This is a genomic window from Acinetobacter nosocomialis, assembly GCF_041021905.1.
GTDB lineage: Bacteria > Pseudomonadota > Gammaproteobacteria > Pseudomonadales > Moraxellaceae > Acinetobacter > Acinetobacter nosocomialis.
The window spans coordinates 370,008-388,600 of the sequence record NZ_CP157432.1 but is presented as its reverse complement, the minus strand read 5'-3'; the positions used below and the strand labels follow the sequence as shown (position 1 = coordinate 388,600).

General features: G+C 40.5%; 18 protein-coding genes and 3 tRNA genes. 7 read left to right on the top strand and 14 right to left on the bottom strand.

What is annotated here, in order from left to right; all coding sequences use genetic code 11:
* Nucleotide 1: 1 nt before the first annotated feature.
* The 7 genes from nusA to tpiA form a co-directional block, all read right to left on the bottom strand.
* Nucleotides 2-1,486, bottom strand: a complete 1,485-nt coding sequence (gene nusA / locus ABLC00_RS01860; protein ID WP_002156952.1) for a transcription termination factor NusA — start codon at nucleotides 1,484-1,486, stop codon at nucleotides 2-4.
* A 37-nt stretch (nucleotides 1,487-1,523) separates the two neighbouring features.
* The gene (gene rimP, locus ABLC00_RS01855) at nucleotides 1,524-2,048 is read right to left on the bottom strand and encodes a ribosome maturation factor RimP (RefSeq protein ID WP_002157009.1); all 525 of its coding nucleotides are present in this window, start codon (nucleotides 2,046-2,048) and stop codon (nucleotides 1,524-1,526) included.
* Nucleotides 2,049-2,263: 215 nt separating this feature from the next.
* A tRNA-Met gene (locus ABLC00_RS01850) sits at nucleotides 2,264-2,340 on the bottom strand.
* 88 nt (nucleotides 2,341-2,428) lie between these two features.
* Nucleotides 2,429-2,505, bottom strand: a tRNA-Met gene (locus ABLC00_RS01845).
* 38 nt (nucleotides 2,506-2,543) lie between these two features.
* A tRNA-Leu gene (locus ABLC00_RS01840) sits at nucleotides 2,544-2,628 on the bottom strand.
* 56 nt (nucleotides 2,629-2,684) lie between these two features.
* Nucleotides 2,685-3,014 carry a preprotein translocase subunit SecG gene (secG, locus tag ABLC00_RS01835; RefSeq protein ID WP_002156913.1) on the bottom strand — a complete coding sequence of 110 codons (330 nt, stop codon included), beginning with the start codon at nucleotides 3,012-3,014 and terminating at the stop codon, nucleotides 2,685-2,687.
* Between the two features lie 12 nt (nucleotides 3,015-3,026).
* Entirely contained in the window at nucleotides 3,027-3,821 is a 795-nt protein-coding gene (gene tpiA / locus ABLC00_RS01830) for a triose-phosphate isomerase (RefSeq protein WP_004710827.1), read from the bottom strand.
* A 290-nt stretch (nucleotides 3,822-4,111) separates the two neighbouring features.
* Between tpiA and pilB the strand changes: the two genes are divergently transcribed.
* The 4 genes from pilB to coaE are packed head-to-tail and all read left to right on the top strand — an operon-like array spanning nucleotide 4,112 to nucleotide 8,536.
* Nucleotides 4,112-5,824, top strand: coding sequence for a type IV-A pilus assembly ATPase PilB (gene pilB, locus ABLC00_RS01825; RefSeq protein ID WP_031952279.1), 1,713 nt, complete (start codon nucleotides 4,112-4,114; stop codon nucleotides 5,822-5,824).
* A 27-nt stretch (nucleotides 5,825-5,851) separates the two neighbouring features.
* Complete coding sequence (locus ABLC00_RS01820; RefSeq protein WP_033846386.1) at nucleotides 5,852-7,078, top strand: type II secretion system F family protein; 1,227 nt, start codon at nucleotides 5,852-5,854, stop codon at nucleotides 7,076-7,078.
* Entirely contained in the window at nucleotides 7,078-7,938 is an 861-nt protein-coding gene (locus ABLC00_RS01815; protein WP_022575844.1) for an A24 family peptidase, read from the top strand. The genes ABLC00_RS01820 and ABLC00_RS01815 overlap by 1 nt, the downstream gene beginning before the upstream one ends.
* Nucleotide 7,939: 1 nt before the next feature.
* Nucleotides 7,940-8,536: a dephospho-CoA kinase gene (gene coaE / locus ABLC00_RS01810; protein ID WP_004883551.1), complete on the top strand. Its 597-nt coding sequence runs from the start codon at nucleotides 7,940-7,942 to the stop codon at nucleotides 8,534-8,536.
* On the opposite strand, the gene ABLC00_RS01805 is transcribed toward coaE, so the two are convergent.
* From ABLC00_RS01805 to ABLC00_RS01790, 4 genes are all read right to left on the bottom strand, one after another.
* Nucleotides 8,533-9,447 carry a DMT family transporter gene (locus tag ABLC00_RS01805; RefSeq protein ID WP_033846385.1) on the bottom strand — a complete coding sequence of 305 codons (915 nt, stop codon included), beginning with the start codon at nucleotides 9,445-9,447 and terminating at the stop codon, nucleotides 8,533-8,535. The two genes, coaE and ABLC00_RS01805, sit on opposite strands and share 4 nt — an antisense overlap.
* Nucleotides 9,448-9,482: 35 nt before the next feature.
* A complete protein-coding gene (gene rlmB / locus ABLC00_RS01800) occupies nucleotides 9,483-10,232 on the bottom strand; it encodes a 23S rRNA (guanosine(2251)-2'-O)-methyltransferase RlmB (RefSeq protein WP_002156969.1) in 750 nt (249 codons plus the stop codon).
* Between the two features lie 101 nt (nucleotides 10,233-10,333).
* Nucleotides 10,334-10,660, bottom strand: a complete 327-nt coding sequence (locus tag ABLC00_RS01795; RefSeq protein WP_000099685.1) for a pyrimidine/purine nucleoside phosphorylase — start codon at nucleotides 10,658-10,660, stop codon at nucleotides 10,334-10,336.
* A 76-nt stretch (nucleotides 10,661-10,736) separates the two neighbouring features.
* Nucleotides 10,737-12,047, bottom strand: coding sequence for a tetratricopeptide repeat protein (locus ABLC00_RS01790; RefSeq protein WP_033846384.1), 1,311 nt, complete (start codon nucleotides 12,045-12,047; stop codon nucleotides 10,737-10,739).
* A gap of 114 nt (nucleotides 12,048-12,161) precedes the next feature.
* On the opposite strand from ABLC00_RS01790, the gene recN reads away from it, so the two are divergent.
* The 3 genes from recN (at nucleotide 12,162) to ruvX (ending at nucleotide 14,950) form a co-directional block, all read left to right on the top strand.
* Nucleotides 12,162-13,829, top strand: coding sequence for a DNA repair protein RecN (recN, locus tag ABLC00_RS01785; RefSeq protein ID WP_031952272.1), 1,668 nt, complete (start codon nucleotides 12,162-12,164; stop codon nucleotides 13,827-13,829).
* Between the two features lie 126 nt (nucleotides 13,830-13,955).
* Complete coding sequence (locus ABLC00_RS01780) at nucleotides 13,956-14,510, top strand: YqgE/AlgH family protein (protein WP_001979301.1); 555 nt, start codon at nucleotides 13,956-13,958, stop codon at nucleotides 14,508-14,510.
* On the top strand, nucleotides 14,510-14,950 hold the full coding sequence (gene ruvX, locus ABLC00_RS01775) for a Holliday junction resolvase RuvX (RefSeq protein ID WP_000127528.1): 441 nt from the start codon (nucleotides 14,510-14,512) through the stop codon (nucleotides 14,948-14,950). Before ABLC00_RS01780 ends, ruvX begins: the two co-directional genes overlap by 1 nt.
* A 58-nt stretch (nucleotides 14,951-15,008) precedes the next feature.
* On the opposite strand, the gene ABLC00_RS01770 is transcribed toward ruvX, so the two are convergent.
* Genes ABLC00_RS01770 through ABLC00_RS01760 form a run of 3 tightly spaced genes read right to left on the bottom strand, consistent with a single transcriptional unit; the run spans nucleotide 15,009 to nucleotide 18,348 of the window.
* A complete protein-coding gene (locus tag ABLC00_RS01770) occupies nucleotides 15,009-16,010 on the bottom strand; it encodes an HlyD family secretion protein (RefSeq protein WP_002156989.1) in 1,002 nt (333 codons plus the stop codon).
* A gap of 39 nt (nucleotides 16,011-16,049) precedes the next feature.
* Nucleotides 16,050-16,256, bottom strand: coding sequence for a DUF1656 domain-containing protein (locus tag ABLC00_RS01765; protein WP_002157017.1), 207 nt, complete (start codon nucleotides 16,254-16,256; stop codon nucleotides 16,050-16,052).
* Nucleotides 16,249-18,348, bottom strand: coding sequence for an FUSC family protein (locus tag ABLC00_RS01760; RefSeq protein ID WP_006580946.1), 2,100 nt, complete (start codon nucleotides 18,346-18,348; stop codon nucleotides 16,249-16,251). The genes ABLC00_RS01765 and ABLC00_RS01760 overlap by 8 nt, the downstream gene beginning before the upstream one ends.
* Nucleotides 18,349-18,593 lie beyond the last annotated feature (245 nt).

Here is an 18,593-nt window from a genome sequence, read left to right as displayed (position 1 = left end):
CCTAGTTAAACCATGATTCGCGAGCTTTCATGATCAATTGACCTGCTTTTTCATGATCAAGACCTTCAATATCAGAGATATCGTCAGTAGCCTGATCTGCCAAATCATCCACGGTAATAATACCGCGAGCGGCAAGCGAGTAAGCGATCTCAGAAGTCATGCCTTCCATTGTGAGAAGGTCTGCGCTCGGTTCTTGAATATTTTCTTGCTGTTTCAAAGCATCAGTAAGGGCTGCTTCTTTTGCACGACTTTGCAATAACTCAACCAATTCAGCATCAAGCTCAATTTCGTCAAAAGTTTCAGCAGGAACATAAGCAATCTCTTCTAAAGAAGTGAAGCCCATTTCTACCAATGCCATTGCTAAATCTTCTTCAATATCTAAACGTGATACAAACATGTCGAGATATTGTTGAGCTTCATTTTGCTGACGAGCACGATACTCTTCTTCAAGCATCATGTCGAGTTTGTAGCCAGTTAAATCAGAAGCTAAGCGAACGTTTTGACCTTGTGAGCCAATCGCACGAGCTAATTGATCGCTGGTTGCAAAAATAATATCGGCACTTCTTGCATCTTCATCAAGCACGATGCCTGAAACATCAGCTGGTTCTAATGCGCTAGCAATGTATTGAGCTGGATCATCAGACCAAACCACTACATCAATACGTTCACCGTTTAACTCCTGCTGTACAGCTTGAATACGCGTACCACGCATACCAATACATGCACCTACAGGGTCGATACGGTGATCATTTGTTTTCACTGCAATTTTAGCACGGACACCTGGTTGACGTGCCGCTGCTTTAATTTCGATAATCTCTTCAGAAATTTCAGGAATTTCTTTTTTCATTAAAGCGATTAACATTTCAGGCTTAGCGCGTGATAACAATAACTGAGCGCCGCGGCCTTCACGGTTAACATTATATAAGATAGCGTTTACACGTTGCTTTGGACGAAGAATTTCTTTAGGAATCATTTCTTCGCGAGCAAGATAAGCTTCTGCGTTGTCGCCTAAATCAATGATGAAACCATCTTTGGTTTGTTTTTTCACTTCACCGTAGATTAACTCACCCACTTTAGATTCATATGCATCAGCAACTAAAGCACGCTCAGCTTCACGGATTTTTTGTACGATAACCTGTTTTGCAATTTGCGCAGCAATACGGCCAAACTCGATAGATTCAACTTCAAGTTCACGCACATCACCAATTGACCATTTCGATGGATCAACATCAGAGATCGCATCTTGGCAAGCTGGCATTTCATGATCTTCATCCGCCACTACAGTCCATTGACGGAATGTACGGTAATCACCAGTTTTACGATCAATCTCTACACGAAGCTGAGCTTCTTCAGCATGCGTACCTTCGTAAAATCTTTTTTTCGTTGCAGCAACTAGAGCTTGTTCTAAAGCCTCGAAGATCGCTTCACGACTAACACCTTTTTCATTACTAACCGTTTCTACAACGGTAAGAATTTCGCGGCCCATAAGTCACCTACCGATTTCTTATATAATTTAAATAAATTTAATCTTGATAGATCAAGTTTGCTTTATCGATATTGTTGCTGTCGATATCAAGCACATGCTTTCCTTCAACTTCAACCTTAATCTCTTCATTTTCAAGGTCTACAGCAAGGAGTTTTGCTTGAAATTTACGGCGATTTTCTACTGCTGCAATTAAACGCAAAGCAACTTGTTGTCCAATATAGCTTTGCAACTGTTCGAGTTGAAAAAATGGGCGATCCCAACCTGGTGAAGAAACTTCTAAAGAATATTCACCTGAAATCGGATCATGAACATCCAACATCGCGCCGACTTGTTGTGTAACACGTACACAATCTTGTACGCCAATACCACGACCTTGTTCTACTTCACCATCTTCATTAATCACTGGTTCAGCGTTTTCATCAACCGGTCTATCGATATAAATACGCAATAATGAACGTTTACCTTGTGGAAGGAATTCGATTCCCCACAGGTCAACACCACATGCCTGCACTGCTGGAGCAATCATGTCATACAATGCTTGGGATTTATTTGATAATTTCATTTACTCTCGTCATTCTCGTGCGATTCAATCGGTTGTTTTAACCGACACAGACCTACTATAGTGAAGCATGACTATTTGACCAATTGATGTCGACACTACACGATAGCGATACGATAACCAATAAAAAAGGGCGTTAATCGCCCCTATGTAGCACAGAAAACAATAGTCCACTGTGCAAAAAGGCCCACCTGTCTGTGAGCCTCTTTTAAGAAACTTGGTAGCGGGAGCTGGATTTGAACCAACGACCTTCGGGTTATGAGCCCGACGAGCTACCAGACTGCTCCATCCCGCATCAACGTGCAAAAATTATATACAAATATCGAAAAAAGTCAATGTAAACTTTACAATATTCGCTTGATTAAGTTGCACCTTAATCAAATTGGTAGCGGGAGCTGGATTTGAACCAACGACCTTCGGGTTATGAGCCCGACGAGCTACCAGACTGCTCCATCCCGCATCAATAAACTGCTTGCACTCAACTTTCTGGTTCAAAGTTGGTGCGGAAGGGGGGACTTGAACCCCCACGCCCGAAGGCACTACCACCTCAAGGTAGCGTGTCTACCAATTCCACCACCACCGCAGCTTGTGGGACGCATTCTAGTCCTTCCAACTGCAAAAGGAAAGCCCTATTTCGAATTATTGACCCGTTTTTGGTGCATTTGGTGAAGTTTCAGGCGATGTTGTTTGAGCTGGTGCTGTTGTTTGTACAGTTTTCAAACTATATGCCTCTGTAGTCTGTTTTTTTGCAAAAACAGCAAGAGTCAAACTCGTTACAAAAAACAATGCAGTTAAAACAGCAGTCAGGCGAGTAAGGAAGTTACCCGAACCAGATGCACCAAATACAGTTGCTGCACCGCCACCACCAAAAGAAGCACCAGCATCTGCGCCTTTACCATGTTGCACTAAAATCAATGCAATCATCAGTACAGCTAAAATAATATGTACAACAAGTACAAAAGAGTGCATACCCTATCCTCGTTATTTGCTTTGCGCGAAGGCTTGTACAATTTGATAAAAAGATGCTGCATTTAATGAAGCACCACCCACCAACGCACCATTAATATCTGGACATGCAGCTAATTCAACAGCATTTTCAGCTTTTACACTACCACCATATAAAATAGCAATACTTGAACCCGCTGAAGTAAGCTGGCATAAGCCTTCACGAATTTTAGCGTGCATTGCTTGCGCATCTTGTGGTGAAGCTGTTTTACCAGTACCAATTGCCCAAATCGGCTCATAAGCAATTACGACTTGGTTTTGCCACTGTTCAGCAGTCACTACGGGTGCAATATCACAAATTTGTTGTAAAACAACTTGCTCTGCCTGCCCTTGTTCACGCTGTTCAAGACTTTCGCCCACACAATAAATGACAGTCAAGCCCGCATTTAATGCATTTTGGAGTTTCGCCTTCAAAATTTCAACGTTATCGCCAAAAATATCACGGCGTTCAGAGTGTCCGACCAATACGAAATTAATTTGGCTATCTTTTAATAATTCTGCACTAACTTCGCCAGTATAAGCACCTGTACCTGCAATACGCGATACATCTTGCGCAACTGTATATACCGTTCTTGCAGCATCCTGCAATTGCGCCTGTACTGTTGTAAGTGCAATAGAAACAGGGGCAACGCCCACATGGCAGCTTTCATCTGCAATTTGGTTTTGTTGCAATAATTGTTTAAATTCTTCTATAAGTTGGTTGGCGTTAGCACGCATTGGATTCATTTTCCAGTTGCCAACTACCCAAGGCGTAATCGTCGAACCCGACATACTGCTCACCTTTCATCAAAAATGCAGCACATTCTACACGCATTTATACAAATTTCAGATACTTTTCTTTAAAGGGATTACTTATATCGTTTCTTCTCTTTGAAATTAAGAAAAGCTTTATAGCCATTCGAAGTTAAACATTCTAAAAATTAATCTTTAAAAACTTCGACTAGTTCAAGCTTTAATAGCTCGAGTAAGACTAGAGCAACACTTTATAAGGTAGTAATTTTACATAACAAAAGTATAATTTTTCATATACCAATTATAAACACATTAGCATAGGCAGGCAGATGTCAGTATTACATACATCTCCAAAATTTACGGGGTTTTTTCGGCGTTTAGTCGAAGAAAAGCATGTGTCGGCAGCGACCATGCAAAATGCATTAGATGCAGCAAAGAGAGCCAAGCAGGATACAGTCGCATATTTAATTGAAGAGGTACATCTCTCCCCTTCTTTATTGGCTGAAACCATTTCTGCGGAGTTTGCTGAACCATATTTTGATCTAGATGTTTATGACACATCTCAGATTCCTAAAGATCTGGTCGATCAAAAACTGATTTTAAAACATCGAATTTTGCCGCTCATTCAAAGAGGACAAATTCTATATGTCGCCACCAGCAATCCAAGTAATATTGAAGCAATCGATGCAATCCGTTTTAACAGTAAATTGCTGGTTGAACCTGTTATTGTCGAGCATCATAAGCTGGAAAAAGTTTTAGGCCAGCATTTTGCAGAAGAAAGCAGCTTTGACTTTAATGATGAAGAGTTTGATCTTGACGTCAGCCTTGATGGTCCTACCACTCAAGAAGATGAAGAAGAAATACCTCAAGGTGATGAAGCTCCTATTGTTAAATATATTAATAAGTTGCTTATTGATGCCATTCGTATGGGCGCGTCAGATTTACATTTTGAGCCTTATGAAAAGTCATATCGGGTACGTTATCGTGTCGATGGTGTGTTACGTCAAATTGCCAATCCGCCTTTACAACTTGCAAACCGTTTGGCATCACGCTTAAAAGTAATGTCTCAAATGGACATTTCTGAAAAACGCGTCCCACAAGATGGACGTATTAAACTTAAGCTGTCAAAAACCAAAGCAATTGATTTCCGTGTGAACTCGCTCCCTACCTTGTTTGGTGAAAAGTTAGTTCTACGTATTCTTGACCCATCAAGCGCAATGCTAGGCATTGATGCATTAGGCTACGAAGAAGAACAAAAAGCTTTATTTATGGAAGCTTTAGATAAACCACAAGGTATGCTTTTGATTACTGGACCAACAGGTTCCGGTAAAACTGTATCTTTATATACAGGCTTAAATATTTTAAATACTGAAAGTTCCAATATTTCTACTGCCGAAGATCCAGTGGAAATTAACTTAGAAGGTATTAATCAGGTTAACGTCAATCCTAAAGTGGGTTTAACGTTTGCAGCTGCCCTTAAGTCTTTTTTACGTCAAGACCCTGACATTATTATGGTCGGTGAGATTCGTGACTTGGAAACAGCAGAAATTGCGATTAAAGCTGCTCAAACCGGCCATATGGTGATGTCAACACTACATACCAATAGTGCTCCGGAAACATTGACCCGTTTACGCAATATGGGGGTTCCTTCTTTTAATATTGCAACATCGGTAAATCTAGTGATTGCACAGCGTTTAGCACGTCGTCTTTGTTCTCAATGTAAAATACCTGCTGATATTCCTAAACAAAGCTTATTAGAAATGGGCTTTACCGAACAAGATTTAGCACATCCAGATTTTCGGGTTTTTCAACCCGTGGGCTGTCCTGAATGTCGTGAAGGTTATAAAGGCCGTGTCGGTATTTATGAGGTAATGAAAGTTACACCTGAAATTTCCAAGATTATTATGGAAGATGGCAACGCTTTAGAAATCGCGGCTGCTTCTGAAAAATTGGGGTTTAATAATCTACGTCGTTCAGGTTTAAAAAAGGTGATGCAAGGGGTGACCTCTTTACAAGAAGTTAACCGTGTAACCAGTGAATAAGACACTATTTAAAATAAGGATAATCTAATGGCTGTCAAAAAGGCACAAATGATGCCGACTTTTGCTTATGAAGGGGTTGACCGTAAGGGCGTAAAAATTAAAGGAGAACTTCCGGCTAAAAATATGGCTTTAGCCAAAGTAACCTTACGCAAACAAGGGGTGACTGTTCGAACTATACGTGAAAAACGTAAAAATATTCTTGAAGGTTTATTTAAGAAAAAAGTCACCACACTCGATATTACGATTTTTACCCGACAACTGGCGACCATGATGAAAGCTGGTGTACCTCTAGTACAAGGCTTTGAAATTGTAGCAGAAGGTTTAGAAAACCCTGCCATGCGAGAGGTTGTCCTCGGTATTAAAAGTGAAGTTGAAGGTGGTAGTACCTTTGCCTTAGCTTTAAAAAAGTACCCTCAACATTTTGATAACTTGTTTTGTTCACTTGTTGAATCTGGTGAACAGTCAGGTGCACTCGAAACGATGTTGGACCGCGTTGCAATTTATAAAGAAAAAAGTGAGTTGCTCAAACAAAAAATCAAGAAAGCAATGAAATACCCTGCAACAGTTATTGTGGTAGCCATTGTGGTGACTATTATTTTGATGGTTAAAGTAGTTCCCGTTTTCCAAGATCTGTTTTCTTCTTTCGGCGCAGAATTACCAGCATTCACACAGATGGTCGTGAATATGTCGAAATGGATGCAGGAATACTGGTTCGTTATGATTATTGCAATTGGTGTATTTATTGCTGCGTTTTTAGAAGCAAAAAAACGTAGTAAAAAGTTTCGTGATGGCTTAGATAAACTAGCGCTTAAGTTACCTATTTTCGGAGATCTGGTTTATAAAGCAATTATTGCCCGTTATAGCCGTACGCTTGCTACAACATTTGCAGCAGGTGTTCCGCTTATTGATGCACTAGAGTCAACTGCAGGCGCAACAAATAATGTCATTTATGAGCAAGCTGTGATGAAAATTCGTGAAGATGTGGCAACCGGTCAACAACTTCAATTTGCTATGCGAGTAACTAATCGTTTTCCATCTATGGCTATACAAATGGTTGCAATTGGTGAAGAATCGGGTGCACTAGACAGCATGCTCGATAAAGTTGCCACTTACTATGAAAATGAAGTGGATAATGCCGTTGATGGTTTAACTTCTATGATGGAACCTTTAATTATGGCAATTTTAGGGGTACTCGTAGGCGGTCTGGTAATTGCTATGTATCTTCCAATTTTCCAAATGGGCTCAGTTGTATAATGCAAGACATCATTGCGTATTTTATTCAAAACTTAACTGCACTTTATATTGCTGTTGCACTCGTGAGCCTATGTATCGGTAGCTTTCTGAATGTAGTGATTTACCGCACACCAAGAATGATGGAGCAAGATTGGCAGCAAGAATGCCAAATGTTACTCAATCCTGAGCAACCCATTATCGATCATGAGAAGCTAACTTTAAGTAAGCCTGCTTCATCATGCCCTGCATGCCATCAACCGATCCGTTGGTATCAAAATATCCCACTCATAAGCTGGCTAGTGTTAAGAGGAAAATGTGGTCATTGCCAGCACCCGATTAGCATTCGCTATCCAGCCATCGAACTACTTACCATGCTATGTTCATTGGTGGTGGTTATGGTGTTTGGTCCAACCATACAAATGCTTTTTGGACTGGTCCTCACATGGGTACTGATAGCACTTACCTTTATTGATTTCGATACACAATTATTGCCTGATCGCTTTACCCTACCTTTAGCTGCGCTTGGTTTAGGCATTAACACCTTTAATATCTACACCTCACCCAACTCGGCCATTTGGGGTTACCTCATTGGTTTTCTATGTCTTTGGATTGTCTATTACTTATTTAAAGTAATTACTGGCAAAGAAGGTATGGGCTACGGCGACTTTAAATTGCTTGCAGCATTAGGTGCATGGATGGGGCCATTGATGCTGCCGTTAATTGTGTTATTGTCATCGTTACTTGGCGCAATCATTGGCATCATTTTATTAAAATTAAGAAATGACAATCAGCCATTTGCATTTGGGCCATATATTGCCATTGCAGGTTGGGTTGCCTTTTTATGGGGTGATCAAATTATGAAAATTTATTTAGGAGGTTAAGATGGCTTTTATTCTGGGAATCACAGGTGGTATAGGCAGTGGTAAATCAGCTGCAACACAATGGTTTGAATCCCAAGGAATCCAAGTCGTCGATGCCGATATTGTTGCTCGCGAAGTAGTTGAAAAGGGCCAACCTGCCCTTCAAAAAATTCAGCAAACTTTTGGAGACTGGGTGCTTCAACCCGATGGCAGTTTAGACCGTCGTGCCTTACGTGAATATATTTTTCAAAATCCACAAGCGCGTCATACACTCGAGCAAATTACCCACCCTGCAATCCGTCAATCTATTATTCAACAGCTACAAAATCCTAAAAGTCCTTATGTAATTTTAGTTTCGCCATTATTGTTTGAAACAAATCAACATGAACTGGTCAATCACACGCTACTAATTGATGCGAGTGAACAAACTCAAATTCAGCGTGCAAGCCAGCGCGATGGGCAAAACCAAGAACAAATCCAGAAAATCATTGCTGCACAAATGCCACGCGAACGAAAACGTGAGCTTGCCAATGACATCGTGTTTAACGACGGATTACTCGAACATTTATATCAGCAATTAGAGCCTTTACATCAAAGCTATTTGAAGCGTGTAAACTAATTTCGTGTATTTTGCTGCTTAATCTTTTGTGTCAGGCTATCTTGTCTAAACCAGCGCCAAGGCTGTAAAGCGCCTATTCCCATACCGACTAAGCCCACTACAATTGATGGGCTTAATGATTCACCAAGTAAGGGTACAGCTAAAATAGCAGCAATAAACGGCGCCAAAGTTACAATACTTCCCGTTTTAAATGCGCCAAGACGCTGAATAGCAGCAACATAGGTCAATGTTGCAATAATAACGACAAACACGCCATGGAAAATGCCTTGTACAGCCAAATGTACAGGATCTACATCCATAAAATGTTTAGGTAAGAATAATAGGTAAATCGGCAAATAAATAATTGCAGACCAAATCGCGACGCTTGCCATAGAGTGCCAAGCAGAGAGTTTCCACTGTTTAAGTAGTACAGTAAAAATTCCCCACCAAATTGCACTGATAAACAGAAGTAAATCGCCAATTTCAAAAGCAGAGGTACTACTTTGTAGCATTAATGCACTCATGAGGGCCAAGGCAGTGATCATAATTGCCAGACTCACCCATGTATGTTTATCAAATGGTTGTCTAAATAGAATATAGGCAGCTATAGCTGTACAGATGGGGATACAACCATTTAAAAATATTGCGGCATGTGCAGCTGGCGCATAAAGAAACGCAGTATAGACGGTGAGACAATAGATGACTCCACCAATGAGCGCCAAAATAACCGCATGCTTACTCCATAAAAAAGCGAGATCTTTTTTATAAATTAAGATAGGCATCAAAATTAGAAAAGCAATAGCGAAGCGCAGTGCAGCAATATCCCAAGCACTGATGTGCCATTGTGCATTTAAACGGGCAAAAAGCGTAAACCCGCCCCAAATGCACATGGTCACCAATACAAAAAAATAACCTTGCTTACGGGGAGACATATTAAGACTGCTTTAAAACGAGAAAGGCAGCTAAATTATACCTCAGAACGCTGACGGCAAGCCTCATAAAGTGCCATACCTGTTGCCACACTCACATTTAGGCTCTGTAAATTCCCAGACATCGGGATATAAACTTTATGATCACACTGTGCCTGAGTAATTGGACGTAAACCTGTGTCTTCTGCACCCATAACAATGACAACTGGGCCAGAGAAATCACATTTTTGAATAGGCAAAGCACTTTCATCAAGCATTGTACCAATCACACGTACGTGAGTTGTCTCTTTAAGATGCGCTAAAGTACGCGCTAAGTTTGTTACTTGAATAAATTTAACTTTTTCGGCCCCACCCGCTGCGACTTTGCGAGCAGTTGGAGTTAAGCTTGCTGAGCGATCACGAGGAACAATGACTGCTTGAACACCCATTGCAGCGGCTGTACGAATACAAGCCCCTAAGTTATGCGGGTCTGTCACCTGATCTAATGCCAGCAATAAGGCATCTGGAGTTTCAGCCAAAATCTGATCGAGATCTTTTTCATTTAACGTCGGATGCGGACGTACTGCTGCAACTACACCTTGGTGGAATGGTAAGCCTGCAAGCTTCTCAAGACTTTCACGGCTTGCTTTTTGTACGCTAATTCCAAAAGGCTCAGCCAATTGCAAAATCTTTTGTAAACGTTGATCATCGCGCCCCTTCAATGTAAACAAGGTCAGCACGCGCTCCGGCTCAAGTTCTAACAATGACTCCACTGAGTGAACGCCATAATAATATTCCGGTTTTGCCATGCATGACCTCTAACAACGTTTGAGCAAAAAATAAAAATCCTGCAAAGCCAACTTCACAGGATTTCTTTGGGGATAGTGTACCCGATTTAAACAGGAATTTCTTAGCCTTCTAAATGGCAAACATAATCGAGTACTTCATCAGTCTCGATTTTAAAAACGCTATTGCCTGGTACATAAAATGATTGACCAGCGCGGAACAATTCACTTTCATTGCTATCTGCAATTTTAACGCGACATTCACCTGAAATAATTTCCATACGCTCAGGAACATGTGTTTCAAATGTTAAAGGCTGCTCAGTCGGCAAAATAACACCTAATGTTTTTTTCGTTCCATCTTCAAATTGCACGGTATGGCTGATACATGCTCCACCAAAATAAACATTTGATTTTTTGATGACCGTTACATGATCAAATTGGGTTGAACTCATGCACACTCTCCAGATAATGCCGCATTTATATAAATTATGATGAATGTAGTTTAATTGTGCCTAAATAACTAATCAATCAGTTTTCATACGGATAGACTTGTAATTTCCACTGCTGTAACTGAATTTTTTTAGCAAAAGCGTGGGGTAAATTTACTTCAATATTTCGACTCTTCGACACTATTGCATCATATCTGCAAACTTCATCGTGATTTTCATCGAATACAACCCAATAAACTTTCTCTGCAGTTGGGTGTGTCACAGCAGTTGTAACCACTGGTAAACCATTATCCATGCCAACATGAAAATTGTCTGGGTCATTTTGCATTGAAGCTGACTCGTAAGCCGGAAAATCGATGCCATTTTCATCAAATTGCTGGCTGTCATGCACAAGTACACTTTGTTTTAAAGTCGGCCAAACACGATAACGAAGATAATGCTGATCTATGACCCGATTGTCCGGATACTTTCCAGTGGCGACATAATCTCTGACATGTGCTTCAATATTATGAAAAATACCTGAGCAACCACCCCACATTCCCGCCAAAATTAATTCAGTGTGAGAATAGCTATCTCTCATTAAATGAAACCATTGATCACTCTTGAGCCAAGCATCGACAGCAGCTTTTTCACGATAAGACACAATAGAGTCAGCATCCCGTATCAAAAATCGTTTAACTAGTGGATCATCCATGACTAAAAAGCGCCAAAATAAACCAGATAACTGTTTTTGAGTGGAGCTGACATGTACTACTTGGGCACCATTTGCTTGTAAACGTTTCTGTACAAGTTCAGGAACGGTATCATCTATATAGAACCGACACGTCCATTCCGGATAAATTTCTTGTGCTAACTTAGTATTTAAAATTGAAGTTTCACAGTAACGCGGATTTGCTCCAAATAAAGAAAAAGCAATAATGTTTTCTTGCGGATTGGGACTAAATGGTACAGGTTTATGCGGGGGTATATTTAAAGCAGGCTCATTCATTGTGAGTTCTTTTTTTGTTGAAATGGCTAAACGCCCAAATTTGATTTTTTCTTCTTTTTTATTTAAATGATGACAAACTTCGGTTAAGCCATCATATAAATTTGTATTAACGTTGGAACCACTTGCTTTAATAGCTTGCATATAATGTTGATATGCATCGTCATAACGGCGTAACCGCAGCTCAGTATAAGCTAAATCAGATAGTGCTCCAGGATGCTGTGGCACTAGATTTACCGCTTTTTTTACATGCTGATAAGCTTTGGCATAATCACCTTGTGCAGCAGCCTGTTTAAATGCATTAAAATGCTGACTTAAAATTTTATTCATTTCAGCAGGATTTGTTTTTTTATGGCGGTTGATCATCCCTATTGGTGCTTTCGGTAAGCTTAATGTTTTTTTCATTGTAAAGTTCCGCAATCTTGCTGTTCTATAATTTCATTTAGAATAATAGATCACTTGTAGCAAATTCAAAACTTCTCTATCTTTAACCCATAATTTGGCGCGTTGGATGCGTTTATGCTCACACATTTAACTTTAATCAATTTTGCATTAGCTGATCATTTAGCTATCGATATAGAACAAGGATTTAATGTTCTAACAGGTGAGACAGGTGCCGGAAAATCATTATTACTGGATGCACTCTCTGCCTGCTTAGGGGAACGTACAGATACAAATTATGTCCGCTATGGTTCGGACAAAGCGGATGTAACCGCAGTTTTTACTTATCAGAACAATAGCCCTGAGGCAAAATGGTTACAGGACCATGAACTAGATGATGATTCTGGGGAAATTCATTTACGTCGGGTTATTTTCGCAACTGGTCGTAGTAAAGCATGGGTGAATGGCCGCCCAAGTAGCCTCTCTGAGCTTAAAGAATTGGGGCGCCTATTGGTTCAATTATATAGCCAGCACAGCCAGCAACAGCTTCTTGAACCACCTTATCCAAAGCATTGGTTAGACCGGTATAACAATTTTTATGCTGAAGCGAATGATGTCCGCGAAGCTTATAGCACATGGCAACGCACGATTCGTTTACACCAAGCAGCCTTAGATGCTCAAGCAACTCGTCTACAACGTATTGCGACCTTAGAGCTGCAAATCGAAGAACTTGAGGAAGTCATTCAGACCGATTACAAAGAAATCGAGCAAGAGTTTGATCGTCTCAGTCATCATGAACATATCATGCAAGATTGTAGCTATAGCTTGAATGCGCTTGATGAAGCTGAACAAAACATTACTCAAGAAATGTCATCAATCATTCGCCGTCTAGAGTCTCATGCTGGACGTAGTGAACAGCTTTCTGAAATTTATAATTCTTTACTTAATGCTCAAAGTGAAATTGATGATGCAACATCAAATTTACGTCAGTTTATTGACCGTCAGAGCTTTGACCCTGAACGGATGGAAGAACTGAATTCCAAATTGGAAGTTTTCCATCGTCTGGCACGTAAATACCGTACTCAGCCAGAGACGCTGAAAGAAGAGTACGAAACATGGCAAAATGAGCTTGAACAGTTACATCAACTTGAAGACCCAGAGACTCTGGCAGAACAAGTAGAAAAGTCACATCAAGAGTTCTTAGAAAAAGCCCAGCATTTAGACAATATTCGTCGTGAAGCTGCTACTCCACTTGCAAAACAATTAACCGAGCAGGTTAAGCCTTTGGCACTACCTGAAGCACACTTTGAGTTTAAATTTGAGCCATTAGAGCAACCAAGTGCAGAAGGCTTAAGCTTTATTCAACTTTTATTTACTGCCAACAAAGGCATACCACCACAACCATTGGCGCGTGTGGCATCAGGTGGTGAGCTTTCACGTATTGCACTCGTCATGCAAGTGATGAATGCTGAAAAGACCGAAGCAGAAGTTTTGGTATTTGACGAGATTGATGTCGGGATTAGTGGCGGCACGGCCGAAGTGGTTGGACGATTACTTGCCGATTTGGCTCAGCATGTCCAACTGCTATGTATTACTCACCAAGCGCAGGTCGCTGCACAATCTGATCAACATTTGTTAGTTAAAAAACAGCAAACAGATCCGGCAAGCAGCACCATCGTACAACTCGATGAAAATCAGATTATTTCTGAACTAGCACGTATGTCAGGTGGAGTTGAAATTAATGAAACGACCTTGCAGCATGCTAAACAATTACGCCAACTTAAATTTCAGGCTTCTTCAAATTAATAAAGAAAATGAGAGAAAAAGATTGGCGAAATCCGATTAACTCTTGTATGTTGATAAAAAGAACCTATATACATAAAAAGGGTCGAGAGACCCTATAGCGACATTTTTTGAGGGAGAACCGCTTAGGTGACCAAACAATACATGACTCACCGTTGTCTGATTGCCCCGCCAGAAATGGCAGATGACTTTTTTGCAAATACTGTAATTTATCTTGCCCGCCATGACGAAGAAGGTGCTCAAGGTATTATTATCAATCGCCCTGCTGGTATCCAAATTAAAGAACTACTCAATGATTTAGACATTGATGCAGACAATGTAAATCCGCATGAGGTTTTACAAGGTGGACCTTTACGCCCTGAAGCAGGCTTTGTCCTTCATACTGGTCAACCAACATGGCACTCCTCTATTGCTGTCGGTGAAAATGTCTGTATTACCACCAGTAAAGATATTCTCGATGCAATTGCACATAACGAAGGTGTTGGTCGCTACCAAATCGCCCTCGGTTATGCGAGTTGGGGTAAAAACCAGCTAGAAGATGAAATTGCTCGTGGTGACTGGCTCATCTGTGATGCCGACATGGATCTGATTTTTAACTTGCCGTACGATGACCGTTGGGATGCAGCCTATAAAAAAATTGGTGTAGATCGTACATGGCTGGCTTCTGAAATCGGACATGCTTAATGACTGCAACACAATCAAAATCAATTATGGCTTTTGACTTTGGTACTCAAAAAATGGGAATGGCGATCGGCCAATCTGCAATTGAAAGTGCTAATCCATTGCCATTATTTGTGATGAAAGATGGGATTCCCAACTGGGACCAACTTTTAAAAATTGTCAAAGAATGGCAACCTGATTTGTTTATTGTCGGTCTTCCATTAAATATGGATGATAGCGAATCAGAGCTTTCTACACGTGCACGTAAGTTTGCACGCCGTTTACGCCATCAAACCAATATTGAAACATGGATGGTAGATGAACGACTCACCACCCGTGAAGCAAGAGAAGAACTTGGTTTTTATCAAGAACAAGGCCGTGCAAAGAAATTATCAGCAGATAGTTTTGCCGCAGCTTTGCTGATTCAAAGCTGGTATCGCAATCCAGTTGGTTTAACACCATAAAAAATAAAAAAGCATGTTTTACACATGCTTTTTTATTGGGTTTAAAAACTTCAATTTTTTATTTTTCAATAATATGTACTGTAGCAGTACGACCAGAAACAAAAGCCAGCTCGTTTTTTGGTGCTTCATCTAACACAATTTTTACAGGTACACGCTGTGCTAAACGAACCCAGCTAAACGTCGGGTTTACGTTTGCAAGCAATTTAGAACTACTTGAACGCTCACGATCTTCAATACCCGATGCAATACCTTGCACATGGCCTTTAATTTTCTGACTGTCACCCATTAATTGCACACTTGCTTGATCGCCAATATGAATGCGGTCTAATTTTGTTTCTTCAAAATATCCCACCACATAAAGTTGTTTACGATCTAGCAATGCTGCAACCGCTTGACCAACTTGGACATAATTACCCGGACGCAAATCAAAGTTAGAGAGTGTTCCATCTGCCGGTGCAACAACAGCGGCACGGTGCATATTGAGTTCTGCTAAATGTAAGTTACTTGTTGCTGCTTCAACCAATGCTTGTTGCTGTTTAATAGTGGCTTCAGCTTGTTGAATAGCTGCTTGGAGTTGCTCATGTTCCGCATGTGATTGATCGCGAGTTGCAAAGACCTGATCTTGTTCTTGTTTAGAAATCGCGCCATCCATTAAGTTTGAATAACGGTTTGCGTTTTTCTCGGCTAACTTAATGTTAGTGCTCGACTTAATCAAGTTTGCTTTGGCTTGTGCTAAACCTGCTTGTGCCTGAGCATATGCCGCTTTTGCTTTTGCCAAATCAGACTTTGCTTGCTCTACATCTAAAGCTCGGCGAGAGACATCAATTTTAAAAAGCACCTGACCTTTTTTGACAGTCTGGTTATCTTGAACCAATACTTCCGTTACAAGTCCTGCTACATCTGAGGAGACTTGAATAACGTCACCACGAACTCGGCCATCACGTGTCCACGGCGCTGCATTATAGTAGTTCCATAAATGCACAATGGTATAGACCGCAATCATTAATGCGACAATCAAAATCACTGGACGGATGACTTTTTTCAACTCCAATTGATTCATTTTACTCACCTAACTCAATCTTTAATCTGGCAATCATCTTTAAGCACCTAACCCAACAAAAATTTGGTGTATCACCAAAAGTAGTAAAAGGTAAAAACACAAATTGAAAATGCTGGGTAGTGCAATCCAGCCTTGTGCAATCCATTTGTTAGTTAAAGGACTTAACAAGCGGAAACATATATATGCAAATAAGGCTTGGACGAGCAAAGCAGGCAGGTAAATACCGTAGACATTAAACTCACCCATGCGCTGTGGCTCCTGTAAGCGTACGATCTGCATTCATTTGGTTTGATGAAACATGACACATGCTATAAGCAATATTATTTAGCGAAATAAATAATCTTTGACGCAAAGTCATATCTTCAATATGTGAAGCAAGTTGTTTAAGTTCAAACAAGGTCTGATGAATGTGCTGTACCAATACATCACTTTCATCTTTTTCATTTTCTTTGGCTCTAAACAGCTCATCTAAATCTTGTTGCAAACGGCCAATGTGATGAGCTAGTTCTGAAGATGGCTGAAATTGATTTGCTAACTCTTGAAGTCGGCTTAAATCGACAATCGCACTTGATTCAACCAATGCTTGATGAATCGATTTTTTAATCTCTTCTGACTGAACCATTTTGGTATTTAAAACACCAACACGGTCTAACATCGCCCGTAAATGTACTTTGAATTCAATGCCATAAGGTATATAAATCGCTTGACGCATCGCGCGATAATGTAAAGCTAAAATACGGTTTGCACTGGTATCGGGTGACATCGCTCGTACCACATCTATCACAATGAGAGACACCAATACGCCCATAACCATACCAAATGAGCTGTCTAGGTAAGACACTGCATCCATGCTATAAGCATTGTGCAAGTTCAGACCCATCATGGTGTTAATACCCAGCACCATTCCCACTGGCATGAGTGCTTGATTCGCCATCATAGAAACCGCAAATAAGAACATCGGCAACAAAACGAGTCCAAGTTCCCAAAATGTAGTGACATGAGGAAAAACACCAAAAGCATAAATAAACACTAAAACAGCCGAAGCCACACTGCCCCATATAAAAATACGCAAGACAGGAACAGGGTTATCTAAGGCCGTTAAAATACAAGCAGTTACTGCACCAATCTGTGCCATCATAAATCCAGCTTTCCAGCCAGAGAGAATCCACACACCTGTCACAATAAATGTAATGAGTACCGCACTAATACCGCCTCTGACTGCTACACCATGATCTCGGTGCAAACTTGGATATTTAGTCGTCATTGGGGTAATGTTATCTGGAATCTCTTTATTACCTTGCTTGATGCGTTGCCATAAAACTTTTACAGCTAGAACATTACTAATAAAGTGGCGGACATCCATTTTCATGGCAGCCAATAGCACTTGTTGATGTTCTGAAGCCGAGTCATTTAAGTTCAAAAAATCATTTTCAAACTCGTCAGGTAACTGCAAAACATTTTCATCAGTCATCTGGTCTTTTTGTTCAAGAAAATGAATCACGTGACCTGAAAGCTGCTTTAATTTGTCTGAATGACTTTCAATAAAATTAAGTTCTTGTAACTGTTTAATTCGCTCGGACAAAGCAACTAAGTTTGCAACTACCATCGACATTTGATGGAGCATTTCTTGCAAAGGTTTGGTCATGCCATGCAACTCACCTTTTTCATAGCTCAAGTGAACTGCTAAAGCATGAATATCGGTGGTATCACGAGTAATAGCAGCCAAAAGCTGTGTATTGTTTTGCTGCTGGTCTGCATTTAACAAATTAGCAAATAGGTTCTCTGTATCTTTGAGTGTCTTAGTTACACGCTGTTTAATAGCCGAACCAATATGCATCGGCAAAATAGTTGCGGACACAACCGCACTCGAAATCACCCCAATTGAAATCTCGAGTACACGCGCCAAAGCAATATCAAAAATATTGTACTGATCAATATATGTAATCGCGTTATACGCAATCATTGCAGTTGAATAACCCGCCAACATAAATGCATAACTGCGAGGTGTCCGGTCGAGTAAGGATACATAAAGCGCAAAGCCCACCCATAGTGACAACACAACCGTAAATATCCACGGCGTATTAATCAGGTGAGGTGTTATTGTTAACGCAACAATGGCACCACCCACCGTGCCTAAAACACGATAGACACACTTAGACGACACCATACCCGAATAAGGGTTGGCGATAATCAGGACGGTACCGATCGACCACATTGGATTAATCAGGTCTAATTCAAACGAAACAAATAATGCCAACATGCCGGCAATAAATGTCTTTATTGCAAAAATTAGATCCAGCTTACTCGGGCGGAAAGCCAGTATTTGCTTTAATAACATGAACTCATCTCAAATACAGATTTGAACTGATGAGCATGCTCATCAGTGTCCATTTGCCTTTTAAAAAGACAACACGACTTTGTCATTTGCCTTATAGACAAATGAGTTAATGAGAGCATCCTTCAATACAATGATTTTTCCTACACCTCTGCATGATGTACCGAGATGATTTCAGTTTGGCCGCTATTTATACGACCAAGCTTAGGAAAGGAGAGACATCGAAAAAGTCGGCAGAGTAAACCAAT